Raw genomic sequence first — 15,367 nt, 5'->3', positions numbered from 1 at the left:
AAACAGCGTCAGGCTATTAAAGCGTAGTCGGCTGGCGCGCGGCCAGCACATCAGCATCAATCAGGGCGTTACGCACCGGCGCAAAGCTGCGGCGGTGGTGAGGTGTGGCACCAAACTGCGTCAGTTTTTCCATGTGCAGCGCGGTCGGATAGCCTTTGTGCTGGGCGAAACCGTACTGCGGAAACAGCAGGTCCAGCTCAGCCATTTCACGGTCGCGCGTGACTTTGGCGATGATCGAGGCGGCGCTGATTTCCCGCACCAGACTATCGCCCTTCACCACCGCCTGCGACGGCATCGGCAGCGCCGGACAGCGGTTGCCATCAATCAGGACAAAATCCGGTGCAATATGCAGACCGGCAACCGCGCGCTGCATCGCCAGCATGGTGGCGTGCAGGATGTTCAGCTGATCAATCTCTTCCGGTTCAGCGCGGCCCAGGCTCCACGCCAGCGCTTTCTCTTTGATTTCATCAAACAGCGCAAGGCGGCGCTTTTCAGACAGCTTTTTGGAATCCGCCAGGCCGGCAATCGGCCGCGCTGGATCGAGGATCACGGCGGCGGTCACCACGGCACCGACCAGCGGGCCACGTCCGACTTCATCAACGCCGGCAATCAGCCGGGCATCAGGATAGATAAATTCAGCCATTGGCAATCTCCAGTACCGCATCCGCCGCCTGTTCGTCGGCGTTCCAGCGAATCTGCTGATGCAATTGGGTGAAAGTGGCCAGCAGCGCGTCACGCTCCGGACCGGCATGCAGCAGCGGCTCCAGCGCCGCGGCTAACGCTGCAGGCTGGCACTCCTCCTGCAGCAGCTCCTGCACCAGCTCACGGCCGGCCAGCAGGTTAGGCAGCGAAACGTACGGGGTTTTCACCAGCCGCTTCGCCAGCCAGAAGGTGAACGGCTTCATACGATAGCCCACCACCATCGGGCATTTCGCCAGCATGCACTCCAGCGCTGCAGTGCCGGAAGCCAGAATCGCCGCGTCGCTGGCGATCATCGCCTGGCGCCCTTTGCCATCCAGCAGGTGCATCGGCAATTCCGGCGCGACGCTGGCTTTAATCTGCTCGAACTGCGCGCGCCGCTTCGCGTTAACCAGCGGCACCACGATCTCCAGCGCCGGATAGCGCTGGCGCAGCAGCTGTGCAGCGCGCAGGAAATCGGCGCTGAGCATCTCCACTTCCGCGCCACGGCTGCCCGGCAGCAGGCCAAGGCACAGCGCATCGTCAGCGATGCCTAATTCACGCCGCGCGGCCAGTTTGTCCGGCTGCAGCGGCATCGCATCGGCCATGGTGTGCCCGATAAAGCGGCACGGCACGTTGTAGCGATCGTAAAACGCTTTTTCAAAAGGCAGAAACGCCAGCACCAGATCGGTGTTGCGGCCAATTTTGAACACGCGCTTTTGTCGCCAGGCCCACACGGAGGGACTGACATAATGAATGGTGCGAATGCCGGCACGCTTGAGGTTGCCTTCCAGCGTGATGTTGAAATCCGGGGCATCGATGCCGACGAAGACATCCGGCCGCAGCTCGGTAAAGCGCTGGGTTAAATCCTTGCGGATGTGCAGCAAACGGCGCAGGCGGCCAAGCACCTCAACGATGCCCATTACCGCCAGCTCTTCCATCTCGTACCAGGCTTCGCAGCCTTCGGCCTGCATCAGCGGACCGGCAACGCCAACGAAGCGCGCGTCAGGATGGCGCGCTTTCAGCGCACGAATCAATCCGGCACCAAGAATATCGCCGGAGGTTTCTCCGGCGACCAGGGCAATCGTTAAGGGACGCACTGACATGAATTAACGAATCAATCCACGGGTAGAACGGGCAAAGAAGTCGTAGAAAGGCTGCACTTCGCTATGAAGTTTGGCCAGTTCTTCAATCTCCGGCTTCACTTCATCCAGCGTTTTACCGCTGCGGTACAGCAGCTTGTACGCGTTACGAATGGCGTGCAGTGCTTCTTTGCTGAAGCCACGACGCTTCAGGCCTTCGATATTGACACCGAACGGCGTGGCATGGTTGCCCTGCGCAATCACGTACGGCGGCACGTCCTGCGCGACGCCGGAACAACCGCCTACCATCACGTGGGCACCAATGGTGCACCACTGGTGCACCGCCGTCACGCCGCCGATGATGGCAAAATCATCCACGGTAACGTGGCCGCCCAGCGTTACGTTGTTGGCCAGAATACAGCGATTGCCGATCACGCAGTCATGGGCAATGTGCGCATTGACCATCAGCAGGTTGTCGCTGCCGACTTTGGTCAGGCCGCCACCCTGCGTGGTGCCACGATGAATGGTGACGCTCTCGCGGATGCGGTTGCGATCGCCGACTTCAACGCGGGTCGGTTCACCGGCATATTTCAGATCCTGATTCACTTCGCCAATCGAAACGAACTGGTAGATCTGGTTATCTTTACCGATACGCGTGTGGCCATTCACCACCACGTGCGATTTCAGCACCGTGCCTTCGCCAATTTCCACGTTCGCTCCGACAACACAAAACGGACCGATTTGGACGTTGGCGCCGATCACCGCACCTTCTTCAATGATGGACGTTGGATGGATGCTGGCGGTTGAATCAATCACTAATTATGCCTCCCGGCTACGGGCACACATCATGGTCGCTTCACAGACAATCTTACCGTCTACGGTTGCCACGCCTTTGAAGCGCGTCAGGCCACGGCGGGTCTTCTCGAAGGTGACTTCCATGATCATCTGGTCGCCCGGCACTACCGGACGCTTGAAGCGGGCTTCGTCGATACCGGCGAAATAGTACAGCTCGCCTGGTTCCAGTTTTCCAACGCTTTTAAACGCCAGAATACCGGTCGCCTGCGCCATCGCTTCCAGGATCAGAACGCCTGGGAAAATCGGTTTACCAGGGAAGTGTCCCTGGAAAAACGGTTCATTAACAGAAACGTTCTTTACCGCACGCAGATATTTATGCTCTTCAAATTCCAGCACGCGGTCAACCAGCAAAAACGGGTAGCGGTGCGGCAGCAGTTCTAAAATCTCTTCAATTTTCAGAGTATGCGTTTCAGTTGTCAAAATACTCTTCCTGTCCTAAAAAATCTGATGGCAACAATAACACGGCCTGCACCGATCAAAATGATCTTTCGCAGGCCGCAAATCAGTTCAGTGGCGTTTCGCTTACCACGATACCTGCTGCCGCACTCTGGTTAACCCCGAGGTGAAAGAAGGTACGCTGCTTTATTATGAAAGCGGGTAGAGCCGGGATGTACTCAGTCGTCTTTGCCGACCTTGCGTTCGATGGCTTTTAAGCGTTTGCTCATGTCATCGATGTTCATCACCAGCGCTGCCGTTTTACGCCAGGTTTTGTTGGGTTGCAGCGGGATACCCGATGAGTATACCCCAGGCTCTGTGATGGGACGCATGACCATGCCCATGCCGGTTACCGTCACTTTGTCACAGATTTCCATATGGCCGTTAATGACGCTGGCTCCGCCAATCATACAGTAACGCCCAATCTTCAGACTACCCGCCATGATCACACCACCGGCAACCGCGGTGTTATCACCAATCACGACGTTGTGCGCAATCTGACACTGGTTGTCTATGATAACACCATTGCCGATCAGAGTGTTATCCAGCGCACCGCGATCAATCGTGGTACAGGCACCAATTTCTACCCGATCGCCAATCACCACGGTGCCCAGCTGAGGAATTTTCACCCAGTTGCCGCGGTCGTTAGCATAACCGAAACCATCGGCACCAATCACGGTGCCAGACTGAATCAGACAATCCTGACCAATCTGAATCTCATGATAAACCGTAACGTTGGCCCACAGACGGGAACCACGGCCAATGCGCGAGCGCTTGCCGACAAAGCAGCCGGCGCCAATCACCACGTCATCACCCAGCTCAACGCCGGACTCGATGACCGCGTTAGCGCCCACCGAGACATTGTTCCCCAGCTTCGCGCTCGGATCGATCACGGCGCTGGGCGCGATATTTTGCGCGGGCTGCGGCGTGGTGTCCAGCAGTTGTGCCATGCGGGCATAAGTCAGGTAAGGGTTTTTCACCACCAGCGCGGCGGTTTTACACCACTCCAGATCCGCTTCCGTCAGCACCACGGCTGAGGCCTGAACCTGTGCGAGCTGCTCGCGGTAGCGGCTGTTGGCAAGAAAAGTGATTTGACCAGGGGTGGCGGATTGCATAGAAGCAATGCCGGAGATGGCGATATCGCCATCTCCGTGCAATTCTGCATCCAACTGCTGGGCTAAATCAGCCAGTCGAATTGATGACATCGATTATTTAACCTGTTTCAGCACGTCAGCAGTAATGTCTTTCGCGTTAGAAGCATAGGCAACGGCATTGGCGTCGATTACCACGTCATACCCTTCGCTGTCCGCCACTTTCTTCACTGCGTCCTGAATACGGCTCAGCAGTTTGTTACGCTCTTCCATCTGACGACGGCGGTTATCCTGATCGAAAGCCTGCGCTTTCGTCGAGAATGCTTCGCGCTGTGACATGATGTCTTTTTCCATGCGGCTGCGGTCGCTGGCCTTCATGGTTGAACCATCACGCTGCAGTTTCTGCATTTTAGTCTGCAGATCGCGCTCCTGGCTCTGCAGCTCAGTGGCACGGCCCTTGAATTCGTTTTCCAGCTGTTTAGCAACGGTCGCACGTTGCGGTAACTGTTGGAAAATGCTGGACACGTTTACCACTGCAATTTTGTCAGCAGCCTGAACGCCCGCGGAAACCGCTAAAGCAAGACCCAGACCTGCGGCACACAACAACTTTTTCACTATAAACTCCTTACCATCAACGTTTGTGTCAGCGACACAGTGTTGGCATCGTCCGGCTCCCGTCTGGCGCCGGCGCGATGCCGTACTACGACTCTGCTTCCGTGCTCAGAACCTTACCAGGTTTTACCGATGTTAAACTGGAACTGTTCTGCTTTGTCTCCCTCGACTTTTTTCACTGGCTGTGCGTAGGAGAACACCAGTGGTCCAAGTGGCGACATCCACTGCAGCGCAAGACCGGCAGAGACGCGAATGTTGTTCGGGTCGCTGTAGTCCGGAATGCCTGCCGCGCGGGTTTCCGCGGTGTTCTGCCACTTGGTATCCCAGACGGTACCGGCATCCATAAATACCGAGGTACGTACTGAGTTTGCATATTTCTCGCTCAGGAACGGCGTTGGCGTAATCAGCTCAAGGCTGGCGATCGCCATGGCGTTACCGCCCACCGCATCGTCAGACTTACAGATGCCGTCCGGATCGGTCAGATTACAGCTCGACGAACGATCGTTCAGGTAAGCGGCTTTCGGACCAATGGTGTTGGACTGGAAGCCACGCACGGTGCTGGAACCGCCGGCGTAGAAGTTCTCATAGAACGGCATCTCTTTGCCACCGAGTCCGTCACCGTAGCCAACACGGCCACGACCCAGCACCACCCAGGTGCCATCACGGTTCAGCGGCACGTACTGCTGGGTGTCCAGCGTCGCTTTGTAGAACGAGTTATCCGAACCCGGAATGGTCACTTTACCGTTCAGGTTGGTACGGTTACCGCGCGTCGGGAAGAAACCACGATCGAGCGTGTTGTACGTCCAGCCGTAGTTGAAGGTGAAGTCATCCGCAGAGAAATCACCGTCATCATTCAGCCCCTGATGACGACCCACCGAGTCAAGGTAACGCCACATCGCCACCTGCGGACGCATGTTGGACAGGTCGTTGTGCACATAACCTAAGCCAACGCGCAGCGTGTTGTTTTCGTTAACCGGGAAGCCGAGCGTACCGTCCACACCGTAACTTTTGTTGGTGTAGTCGGAGAGGTCAGCATCATCCGCTTTAAAGTCGTTGTAGAAGAGGCGGCCGCCGAGGCTCACACCGTCCACCGTGAAGTACGGATCGGTGAGTGAGAATTCTGCGTAAGTCTGGTAGTCGTTCTTGGTACCGCTGATGCCGACGGTATTACCGGTGCCGAGCCAGTTCTCCTGGGTTACGCCAACCTGGAAGCTGACGCCACTCTCCGTACCGTAACCCACACCAAAGTTGAAGGTACCGGTGTTACGCTCTTTGACTTTGTAAACCACGTCAACCTGGTCTGGCGAGCCCGGAACGCGCTGGGTATCAACGTCCACGGTTTCGAAGTAACCGGTACGGTTCAGGCGCTCTTTGCCCTGATCGACGAGGTCGCTGCCCAGCCATGCGCCTTCCATCTGACGCATTTCGCGGCGCAGTACGGCATCTTTCGAGGTGTCGTTACCTTCAAAACGCACTTTACGCACGTAGTAACGGTTACCGGCATCAACGTTGATGTGCAGCTTAACGGTTTTATCCGCATCGTTGATTTCCGGCTGCGTCACCACACGTGGATAGGCGTAGCCATAACGGCCCAGCAGCTTCTTGATGTCATCTTCCATCTGGGTGACTTTGGTGCCGTTATACAGCTCACCGTTAGGAATCTGCGTCAGGTGCTCAATTTCCGCCGAGTGGCCCGCCATGCTGCCGTTGACGATCACGCCGGCAATCTTGTACTGATCGCCTTCAGTGATGTTGACGGTGATGTAGATGCCTTTCTTGTCCGGCGTCAGGCTCACCTGCGTGGAATCAATATTGAAACGCGCATAACCGCGATCCAGATAGAAGCTGCGCAGGGTTTCGAGATCGCCCGCCAGTTTCTGTTTCTGGTATTTACGATCGCCCACCACGTTCCACCACGGCACTTCATCGCGCAGCTGGAAGCGGGAGATCAGTTCGTCTGAGCTGAACGCTTTGTTGCCGACAATGTTGATCTGCTGGATCTTGGCCGAGACGCCTTCCTGGAAGACGAATTTCAGATCGACACGGTTACGCGGCAGCGGCGTCGCGATGGCTTTGACGCTGGCGGTATATTTACCGACGCTGTAGTAAAAGTCCTCCAGCCCCTTCTCGATGGAAGAGAGCGTGGTGCGGTCAAGCGCTTCGCCGACGCGCACACCGGAGGCCTCAAGGTTCTCCTTCAGCTGATCCTCTTTCACCGCTTTGTTACCGGAGAAGGTGATGCTGGCAATGGTCGGACGTTCCTTCACCTGAACAATCAGGGTGGTGCCGTCACGCAGAACCTGGACATCTTCAAAGTTACCGGTAGCGAACAGTGAGCGAATGGTGTTTCTGATGTCATCATCATTCACCGTATCACCGACGCGTACCGGCATGCTGAGCAGAGCCGCGCCGACGGCGACTCGCTGTAGACCTTCGAAATGAATGTCCTTCACTACGAAATCGTCTGCACCGTAAACGGTGGCGCTGCTAAACAGCAGCGACGCTATGAGCAACTTTTTCATCGCCATCGTTGTTATGCGTTTTCCTAACACATCCCGCGCCTGTCTGCGTTCCAGCGATTACAGGCGAGAGAAATCATTGAAAAGTGCAAGCCCCATTAAAAGCACCAGCAAAATTGAGCCGATGCGATAACTGAAGTCCTGAACTCGCTCGGACACCGGTCCACCTTTGATCTTTTCGATCGCCAGAAAGAGCAGATGTCCACCATCTAAAACCGGCAGAGGGAACAGATTGATGATCCCTAAGTTGACGCTAATCAGCGCGAGGAACATCAGGTAATAAATCACCCCATATTCAGCTGATAATCCGGCACCCTGCGCAATCGAAATTGGCCCGCTCAGGTTATTCAGCTTGACGTCCCCGGTTATCAACTTGCCCAGCATCGAAACCGTCAGCTTCATCAGTTGCCAGGTTTTGACACCGGCTTCACCAATCGCGGCGAAAGGTCCGTACTGTTTTACCGTTTTGTACTCATCCGGCAGCGGGATAACACGCGGGATCACCCCGGCAAAACCTTCCGCTGCGTTGCCCGGTTTCGCTTCCGGCGTTAGCGTCAGCGTTAACGGTTCACCGTTACGCTCAACCTCCAGCGCCATGTTTTTGCCGGGATTATCCCGAACCTGAGCCGCAAAAACCTGCCATTGCGTTAATGGCTGACCATCGACTTTAACGATCCTGTCGCCGGCTTGCAAACCGGCAGCACTTGCCGGTGAACGCGCCTGCACTTCTGCCAGCGTGGTTTCGATTTGCGGCCCGCGCGGTCGAATACCTAAAGCGACCACCGGGTCCTGTTTGTCCGGTTCAAATTGCCAGTCACGCAGATTGAGCTGCTTCTGCTGCGTCGCCTGCTGACCAAACTGTGACACGGTCAGCGTGGCACTGCTGTCGCCGATTTTACCAATCAGCGCCAGGCGCACAGCATCCCAGTCAGGCGTTTCGATACCGTCAACCGCTTTAAGTTCCATGCCGGAGGTAATTTGCGCTTCTGCCGCGACGGAACCGCTCATAATTTCGCCGACTACCGGGCGAACACCCGGCACACCATGGATGAACACCACCCAGTAGGCAAATACGGCAAAGATGAAATTGGCGATGGGACCGGCGGCAATGATTGAGGCACGCTGCAGCACGGTTTTATTGTTGAAGGCCTGATGACGCAGCTCAGCGGGCACGCTCTCTACGCGCTCGTCGAGCATTTTGACGTAGCCACCGAGCGGAATCAGCGCGATCACGTATTCCGTGCCCTGGCGGTCAGTGCGACGCCACAGGGCTTTGCCGAAACCGATCGAGAAGCGTTCTACTTTGACACCGCAGCGACGCGCCACCCAGAAGTGGCCGAACTCGTGCACCGTAATCAGCACGCCGAGCGCCACGATAAAGGCGACAAAACTCCAGAGTATGCTCAACATCGTCGCTTATCCTCAGAGGGTGCGGAACACCAGCAGCAGCAGGCAGGCAAATACCGGCACCGCGGCTGTCAGGCTATCAATGCGATCGAGGATACCACCGTGCCCCGGAATCAGGTTACCGCTGTCTTTGATACCGGCTTCACGTTTGAACATACTTTCCGTGAGATCGCCCAGCACGGAGGCCAGCGTGGCAATCACGGCGCAGATAATCAGCGTGCCCGGCGCCACCGACAGCGGGGCCAGCAGCGCAAACAGCCAGGCGATAATCGCCGATGACAGCAGTCCGCCAAAGAAGCCTTCCCAGGTTTTGCCCGGCGAGACTTTCGGCGCCAGCTTATGCTTGCCGAACAGACGACCAAACATGTAAGCACCGGAATCCGCGCCCCAGACGAGGAACATCACAAACAGCAGCCACCAGGCGCCGGCGAAATGGTCGGTGTCATAGTGATACTGGCGCAGCGCCATCATGCCCCAGAAGAACGGCACCACGGTCAGCACGCCAAACAGCAGGCGCAGCGGACGCGATGCGCGCCACAGCGCAGCGGAGGCCGGATAAAACAGCACGAGAAACAGCGCGACAATCCACCAGCCCAGCGAGGCCCAGAGCGAGCTCTCCATCTGGAACTGGTGCAGATTACGTTGATAGGGTTGCAGGGTGAACAGCATCACCGCCAGCAGCAGGCCGCATAGCACCGCCAGCCAGATACGCTGCTGACGCGTTGCCATCCCCGCCAGCTGCCCCCACTCCCAGGCGGCAAGCATGCAGATGATGATGGTGGTAATCGCAAAACCGGACAGCGGCAACCAAAACAGAGCAGCGATCACCAGCGGAATCAGAATAAACGCGGTGATCAGACGAGACTTCAGCAAAGGTTACCCCCAGGTTGCTCAGGCGCCGCCTGGTGCAGCGCCGCCATAGCGTCGCTCCCGCAGAGAGAATGCATTCAGTGCACCTTCAAAAACGTGTTCATCAAAATCAGGCCAGAGAACATCGGTAAACCAAAACTCAGCATAGGCGATCTGCCACAGCAGGAAGTTGCTGATCCGATGCTCTCCCCCGGTCCTTATCACTAAATCCACCGGCGCCAGCTCCTGCATACACAGATGCGGAGCCAGACTTTCTTCAGTTATCTGGTCAGGACGTAGCAGTCCTTCCTGAACCTGTTCAGCCAGTTTTTTTACACCCTGGATAATATCCCAACGGCCGCCATAGTTGGCAGCAATGTTGAGGGTGAGTCCATCATTTTGCTGAGTCAGTTCCTCGGCGCGGCGAATGCGTTCCTGAATGCGGTTATTGAAACGGCTGATATCACCAATAATGCGCAGACGCACATTGTGCTTGTGCAGGCTTTTGACTTCGCTGTCGAGCGCCCAGACAAACAATTCCATTAAGGCCGTCACTTCCTGTACCGGTCGGCTCCAGTTTTCACTGCTGAACGCATAGAGCGTGAGCGCTTCCAGCTTGTTGCTGACCGCAAAGCTGACGGCCCGGCGTACTGATTTTACCCCGGCTTTGTGGCCTGAAATACGCAGTTTGCCCTGATTTTTTGCCCAGCGACCATTACCATCCATAATGATGGCCACGTGACGTGGCGTGCAGTACGACCCGTCATCGATTGTATTGTGATTGTTGGACGACATAACGCGTAATAATTCCTTTCATCAGAAATGCTGTGGTTTCTGAATACATTGCGCCTGCGGCAAACGCCGGAAACTTCACCGGATGACATCGAAACAATGTCGGGCCGTAAAACGCGAGCGAGCGACTATACCATTTTCACCCTGAGCGAACAAATAGCGCCACTATCAACCGGCTAAACGAAAGCGCGGCAGCAACGCCGTGGCCCGCACGCGTGCAATCCGATCAATCTCCATCACGTCATCCACGCTGCCCGGCTCCTGACACTGCAGGGTTGCCAGCACTTCACTGTTGATGGCCGCGATATCGGTAAAGCGAATCTGATGCTGCAGAAATGCCGCTACCGCGACTTCATTGGCTGCGTTCAGCGTGGTGGTGGCCGCCTGTCCGGTTGCGCATGCATCGATTGCCAGCTTCAGGCAGGGATAGCGTGCGTAGTCCGGCTCAGCAAACGTCAGCGCCTTCATTCGGGTGAAATCAAGCGGCGTTACGCCTGCGGTAATACGTGCCGGCCAGGCCATGCTGTGGGCGATTGGCGTGCGCATATCGGGTGAACCCAGCTGTGCCAGCACGCTACCGTCGCAGTATCGCACCATGGAGTGAATCACCGACTGCGGATGCAGGATGACCTCCATTTGTGCGTCGGTGGCGTTGAACAGCCAGCGGGCTTCAATGTATTCAAGACCTTTATTCATCATGGTGGCCGAATCAACGGAGATTTTACGCCCCATTGACCAGTTCGGATGCGCACAGGCCTGATCTGGCGACATAGCGGCCAGCTCGGCTAATGGCGTGTCACGAAAAGGGCCACCCGATCCCGTAAGGAGAATCGACTCGATGCCATTCTCCCGCAGATCAGCGTACCCCAACTGATGCTGTATGGAAGCGGGCAAACTCTGAAAAATGGCGTTGTGCTCGCTGTCGACCGGCAGCAGCTGCGCCTGATGCTGGCGTACCGCCTCCATAAACAAACGGCCGCATGTGACAAGCGATTCTTTATTGGCAAGCAGGACGGTTTTGCCGGCGCGAATGGCGGCCAGCGTCGGTTGTAAGCCGGAAGCGCCCACAATGGCGGCCATTACCTGATCGACCTCATCCAGTGCGGCCAGTTCGCAGGCGGCCTGAACGCCGGAGAGCACTTCCGTATCGATGTTGAGTGCTTTCAGTCGTTCACGCAGCGCCGCAGCGGAAGCGTCGTCGGACATCGCCGCGTAGCGCGGTTTAAATTGCTGACACTGTTCGGCCATCAGCGCCACATTTTGACCTGCCACCAGCGCAGTCACCTGATAGCGTTCAGGATGCGCCGCCACTACCGCCAGCGTGCTGGTACCAATTGAGCCGGTCGAACCCAGCAGAGTTAATCGCTTCATGGTGCTGTCCCTGTGAAGTCGTGGTGCGCGCCCGCGCGTACGCCGGGCACAATGTAAAACGCCGCCAGAGTCGTACTACGTCTCTGAACGGCGTTTTGTCAGGCAAATGACGGAATCAGAATTCCATCAGTTCCTTCTCTTTCTCGGCCAGCGCCGCATCAACGTGCTTGATGCGAACGTCGGTCATTTTCTGGATCTCGTCCTGCGAGCGACGTTCGTCGTCTTCGCTGATCTCTTTGTCTTTCAGCAGCGCCTTGATCTTGTCGTTCGCGTCACGGCGCACGTTGCGCACGGAAACACGGCCCTGCTCGGCTTCGCCACGCACAACCTTGATCAGATCTTTACGACGCTCTTCGGTCAGCGCAGGCAGTGGAACACGAATGTCGCTACCGGCTGAGCTTGGGTTGAGGCCGAGGTCAGAAGCCATGATGGCTTTCTCGACTGCCGGACCCATTGAGCGATCGAACACGTTGATTTTCAGCGTGCGTGAATCTTCAACGGTGACGCTGGCCAGCTGACGCAGCGGCGTTGGCGTACCGTAATATTCCACAACGATGCCGTCGAGCAGTGAAGGCGAAGCACGACCGGTGCGCACTTTGCTGATGGTGTTTTTGAATGCTTCCACGCATTTGTCCATGCGCGTTTCAGCATCTTTTTTAATATCGTTAATCACGTTGAAACCCTTGGATTCGGTTTGACCTGGCCACTTCCGGACGCAGCGGAACGGAAACGGTATCGATAAACATCGATCATCCTGAATGCTGCGCGACAGCAGTGCAGCGCGCCAACAGAATATACCTTATTTTATCCTGCGTCGGGTATTAATGCGTAATCAGGGTGCCTTCTTTTTCACCCATCACCACGCGACGCAGCGCGCCAGGCTTGTTCATATTGAAGACGCGGATCGGCAGTTGATGGTCGCGCGCCAGCGTAAAGGCGGCCAGATCCATCACTTTCAGCTCTTTTTCCAGCACTTCACCGTAGGTCAGCTGTTCGTACAGCGTGGCATCCGGATTTTTCACCGGGTCGGCTGAGTAGACGCCGTCGACCTTGGTGGCTTTCAGTACCACGTCCGCTTCGATTTCGATGCCGCGCAGGCAGGCCGCTGAGTCGGTGGTAAAGAACGGGTTGCCGGTACCGGCAGAGAAGATCACCACGCGGTTATTGCGCAGCAGGCTGATGGCTTCTGCCCAGCTGTAGTTATCACACACGCCGTTCAGCGGAATCGCCGACATCAGGCGCGCGTTAACGTACGCACGATGCAGTGCGTCACGCATTGCCAGGCCGTTCATCACGGTCGCCAGCATCCCCATGTGGTCGCCGACCACGCGGTTCATGCCTGCCTGCGCCAGACCCGCGCCACGGAACAGGTTACCGCCACCAATTACCACACCCACCTGAATGCCCAGCTCAACCAGCTCTTTCACCTCTTGCGCCATACGGTCAAGCACGCTCGCGTCGATACCAAAACCTTCGGCACCCTGCAGTGCTTCGCCGCTCAGTTTCAGTAAGATACGTTGATATACAGGTTTTGCGTTGGTCGCCATGGTCAATTCTTCCTGGAAGATAAGATGAATGAGAAGTTAAATCTGATCGATCATCCGCTTAGCGCGTGAGAAAAGCTATTGGGATGAGACTGAAAATTGCTGCGCCAAAACGCAGACAAAAAAGAACCGCCTCTCGGCGGTTCCTGCAAACCATTAAGACTGTTTGGACATGGCAGCAACTTCGGCTGCAAAGTCAGATTCGACTTTCTCAATGCCTTCGCCCACTTCGAAGCGGATGAAGTTGATCACGTCAGCGCCTTTCTCTTTCAGCGCCTGGCCAACAGTTTTGCTCGGATCGATAACGAAAGCCTGACCGGTCAGAGAGACTTCGCCGGTGAATTTCTTCATGCGGCCTTCAACCATCTTCTCAGCAATCTCTTTTGGCTTGCCAGACTGCATCGCGATGTCCAGCTGAACCTGGTACTCTTTCTCAACCACGTCAGCAGAAACGTCTTCTGGCTTCACGAACTCTGGCTTGCTGGCAGCAACGTGCATAGCAATCTGCTTGCTCAGCTCTTCATCAGCGCCGGTGGTAGAAACCAGTACGCCGATACGTGCGCCGTGCAGATAGCCGTTCAGCTCAGCACCTTCGAGGACAGCAACACGACGGATGTTGATGTTCTCACCGATTTTCGCAACCAGTGCCACGCGCTCTTCTTCGAACTGCGCTTTCAGAACTTCCACATCAGTCACTTTACCGGCAGCAGCAGCGTCCAGCACTTTGTCAGCAAAGGCCTGGAAACCGGCATCTTTTGCCACGAAGTCAGTCTGGCAGTTCACTTCCAGAATCACGCCATAGCCGTCAGCGATTTTGGTTTTGATCACGCCGTCAGCAGCCACGTTGCCTGCTTTCTTAGCAGCTTTGATCGCACCAGACTTACGCATGTTCTCGATCGCCAGCTCAATGTCGCCGTTCGCTTCGGTCAGCGCTTTTTTGCAGTCCATCATGCCTGCGCCAGTACGCTCGCGCAGTTCTTTTACCAGTGCAGCGGTAATTTCAGCCATTCCAGAATCCTCGATTCGTCTCGCAGTGCTTTCACACTGTCAGAAACTTGTTGCGGAAAATTTACTTGCCCCGCCAGCCCGAACAGGGTGCGTGACTAAGTGAGATAAATAAAGGGGCCTTCACGGCCCCTTAACAGATCACATCTGATGTCTAAGGGCTCTCAGAAAGAGCGAACCTTATTAAGCTTCAGCAGCTTCTTCAGCCTGCTCAGCCAGGTCCTGTGAACGGCCTTCGCGCACGGTAGTGGCAACGGCAGTCAGGTACAGGCTTACAGCACGGATCGCATCGTCGTTACCTGGGATAACGAAATCAACGCCGTCTGGATCAGAGTTAGTATCAACGATAGCAAATACCGGGATACCCAGGTTGTTTGCTTCTTTGATTGCGATGTGTTCGTGGTCAGCGTCAACAACGAACAGTGCATCCGGCAGACCGCCCATATCTTTGATACCGCCCAGGCTGTTTTCCAGCTTGGCCAGCTCACGAGCACGCATCAGTGCTTCTTTCTTGGTCAGTTTGTCGAAAGTACCGTCCTGAGACTGAGTTTCCAGATCTTTCAGGCGTTTGATTGACTGACGAACGGTTTTCCAGTTGGTCAGCATACCACCCAGCCAGCGGTGGTTAACGAAGAACTGGTCGCAGCTCAGTGCAGACTCTTTTACCGCTTCGGCAGCAGCGCGCTTGGTACCAACAAACAGAATCTTACCTTTACGGGAAGAGATCTTGTTCAGCTCAGCCAGGGCTTCGTTGAACATTGGTACGGTTTTCTCAAGGTTGATGATGTGAACTTTGTTACGCGCACCAAAAATGAATGGCTTCATTTTTGGGTTCCAGTAACGGGTCTGGTGACCGAAGTGAACACCAGCCTTGAGCATGTCGCGCATGGAAACAGTTGCCATGATTACCTCTAAAAGTTTGTTTGGGGTTGGGCCTCCATGTATCCCATACAACCGACCTCTTACGAGGCACCCCGGCGTACGTGTCGATACATGTGTGTTTTAGTACACATAATGAGATTTATGCGTTTCCTGCCCTCTCATACGAGGTGACAGAGAATCGTCGGCGCGCTTTATACCACAATGCGCAGGAATACGCCAACAGTTGTTAGCATGAGCGGCAGGGT

Annotated in this window: 15 protein-coding genes; all 15 read right to left on the bottom strand. The window is 55.9% G+C overall.

The genetic code is table 11. The features are described 5' to 3' along the window. Positions 1 to 16: 16 nt before the first annotated feature. Positions 17 to 643 carry a ribonuclease HII gene (gene rnhB, locus H7K56_RS14840; RefSeq protein ID WP_058759533.1) on the bottom strand — a complete coding sequence of 209 codons (627 nt, stop codon included), beginning with the start codon at positions 641 to 643 and terminating at the stop codon, positions 17 to 19. Next, on the bottom strand, positions 636 to 1,784 hold the full coding sequence (gene lpxB, locus H7K56_RS14835; protein ID WP_058759532.1) for a lipid-A-disaccharide synthase: 1,149 nt from the start codon (positions 1,782 to 1,784) through the stop codon (positions 636 to 638). Before lpxB ends, rnhB begins: the two co-directional genes overlap by 8 nt. Positions 1,785 to 1,787: 3 nt before the next feature. Beyond that, complete coding sequence (gene lpxA / locus H7K56_RS14830) at positions 1,788 to 2,576, bottom strand: acyl-ACP--UDP-N-acetylglucosamine O-acyltransferase (protein WP_021507480.1); 789 nt, start codon at positions 2,574 to 2,576, stop codon at positions 1,788 to 1,790. Positions 2,577 to 2,579: 3 nt separating this feature from the next. After that, complete coding sequence (gene fabZ / locus H7K56_RS14825) at positions 2,580 to 3,035, bottom strand: 3-hydroxyacyl-ACP dehydratase FabZ (protein WP_013507953.1); 456 nt, start codon at positions 3,033 to 3,035, stop codon at positions 2,580 to 2,582. A 194-nt stretch (positions 3,036 to 3,229) separates the two neighbouring features. Beyond that, complete coding sequence (gene lpxD / locus H7K56_RS14820) at positions 3,230 to 4,255, bottom strand: UDP-3-O-(3-hydroxymyristoyl)glucosamine N-acyltransferase (protein ID WP_150360722.1); 1,026 nt, start codon at positions 4,253 to 4,255, stop codon at positions 3,230 to 3,232. Positions 4,256 to 4,258: 3 nt separating this feature from the next. After that, the gene (skp, locus tag H7K56_RS14815) at positions 4,259 to 4,756 is read right to left on the bottom strand and encodes a molecular chaperone Skp (protein WP_021507482.1); all 498 of its coding nucleotides are present in this window, start codon (positions 4,754 to 4,756) and stop codon (positions 4,259 to 4,261) included. Positions 4,757 to 4,869: 113 nt separating this feature from the next. Next, positions 4,870 to 7,281: an outer membrane protein assembly factor BamA gene (bamA, locus tag H7K56_RS14810; protein WP_021507483.1), complete on the bottom strand. Its 2,412-nt coding sequence runs from the start codon at positions 7,279 to 7,281 to the stop codon at positions 4,870 to 4,872. A 51-nt stretch (positions 7,282 to 7,332) separates the two neighbouring features. Further along, complete coding sequence (rseP, locus tag H7K56_RS14805; RefSeq protein WP_058759530.1) at positions 7,333 to 8,682, bottom strand: sigma E protease regulator RseP; 1,350 nt, start codon at positions 8,680 to 8,682, stop codon at positions 7,333 to 7,335. A 12-nt stretch (positions 8,683 to 8,694) separates the two neighbouring features. Then, the gene (gene cdsA, locus H7K56_RS14800; RefSeq protein WP_010616187.1) at positions 8,695 to 9,552 is read right to left on the bottom strand and encodes a phosphatidate cytidylyltransferase; all 858 of its coding nucleotides are present in this window, start codon (positions 9,550 to 9,552) and stop codon (positions 8,695 to 8,697) included. A gap of 18 nt (positions 9,553 to 9,570) precedes the next feature. Continuing rightward, positions 9,571 to 10,323, bottom strand: coding sequence for a (2E,6E)-farnesyl-diphosphate-specific ditrans,polycis-undecaprenyl-diphosphate synthase (ispU, locus tag H7K56_RS14795; protein ID WP_058759529.1), 753 nt, complete (start codon positions 10,321 to 10,323; stop codon positions 9,571 to 9,573). A gap of 165 nt (positions 10,324 to 10,488) precedes the next feature. Further along, entirely contained in the window at positions 10,489 to 11,691 is a 1,203-nt protein-coding gene (gene ispC / locus H7K56_RS14790; RefSeq protein WP_058774798.1) for a 1-deoxy-D-xylulose-5-phosphate reductoisomerase, read from the bottom strand. Positions 11,692 to 11,806: 115 nt separating this feature from the next. Beyond that, positions 11,807 to 12,364 carry a ribosome recycling factor gene (frr, locus tag H7K56_RS14785; protein ID WP_021507488.1) on the bottom strand — a complete coding sequence of 186 codons (558 nt, stop codon included), beginning with the start codon at positions 12,362 to 12,364 and terminating at the stop codon, positions 11,807 to 11,809. 148 nt (positions 12,365 to 12,512) lie between these two features. Then, positions 12,513 to 13,238 (bottom strand): UMP kinase, encoded by a 726-nt coding sequence (gene pyrH / locus H7K56_RS14780; RefSeq protein WP_010616191.1) that lies wholly within the window; start codon positions 13,236 to 13,238, stop codon positions 12,513 to 12,515. 153 nt (positions 13,239 to 13,391) lie between these two features. After that, positions 13,392 to 14,243, bottom strand: coding sequence for a translation elongation factor Ts (gene tsf / locus H7K56_RS14775; RefSeq protein WP_150360721.1), 852 nt, complete (start codon positions 14,241 to 14,243; stop codon positions 13,392 to 13,394). A 180-nt stretch (positions 14,244 to 14,423) separates the two neighbouring features. After that, positions 14,424 to 15,143 (bottom strand): 30S ribosomal protein S2, encoded by a 720-nt coding sequence (gene rpsB / locus H7K56_RS14770; protein ID WP_031279692.1) that lies wholly within the window; start codon positions 15,141 to 15,143, stop codon positions 14,424 to 14,426. Positions 15,144 to 15,367: the final 224 nt, after the last annotated feature.

This window comes from Pantoea dispersa, assembly GCF_014155765.1.
Lineage (GTDB): Bacteria > Pseudomonadota > Gammaproteobacteria > Enterobacterales > Enterobacteriaceae > Pantoea > Pantoea dispersa.
The sequence above is the reverse complement of the archived record's forward strand: the minus strand, read 5'-3'. Positions and strand labels throughout refer to the sequence as shown.

What these genes read in the sequence shown, in the direction of transcription:
- lpxB (WP_058759532.1), bottom strand. Translation starts at nt 1,784, where the DNA reads ATGTCAGTGCGTCCCTTAACGATTGCCCTGGTCGCCGGAGAAACCTCC.
- rnhB (WP_058759533.1), bottom strand. Translation starts at nt 643, where the DNA reads ATGGCTGAATTTATCTATCCTGATGCCCGGCTGATTGCCGGCGTTGAT.
- ispU (WP_058759529.1), bottom strand. Translation starts at nt 10,323, where the DNA reads ATGTCGTCCAACAATCACAATACAATCGATGACGGGTCGTACTGCACG.
- rseP (WP_058759530.1), bottom strand. Translation starts at nt 8,682, where the DNA reads ATGTTGAGCATACTCTGGAGTTTTGTCGCCTTTATCGTGGCGCTCGGC.
- pyrH (WP_010616191.1), bottom strand. Translation starts at nt 13,238, where the DNA reads ATGGCGACCAACGCAAAACCTGTATATCAACGTATCTTACTGAAACTG.
- rpsB (WP_031279692.1), bottom strand. Translation starts at nt 15,143, where the DNA reads ATGGCAACTGTTTCCATGCGCGACATGCTCAAGGCTGGTGTTCACTTC.
- lpxD (WP_150360722.1), bottom strand. Translation starts at nt 4,255, where the DNA reads ATGTCATCAATTCGACTGGCTGATTTAGCCCAGCAGTTGGATGCAGAA.
- ispC (WP_058774798.1), bottom strand. Translation starts at nt 11,691, where the DNA reads ATGAAGCGATTAACTCTGCTGGGTTCGACCGGCTCAATTGGTACCAGC.
- tsf (WP_150360721.1), bottom strand. Translation starts at nt 14,243, where the DNA reads ATGGCTGAAATTACCGCTGCACTGGTAAAAGAACTGCGCGAGCGTACT.
- bamA (WP_021507483.1), bottom strand. Translation starts at nt 7,281, where the DNA reads ATGGCGATGAAAAAGTTGCTCATAGCGTCGCTGCTGTTTAGCAGCGCC.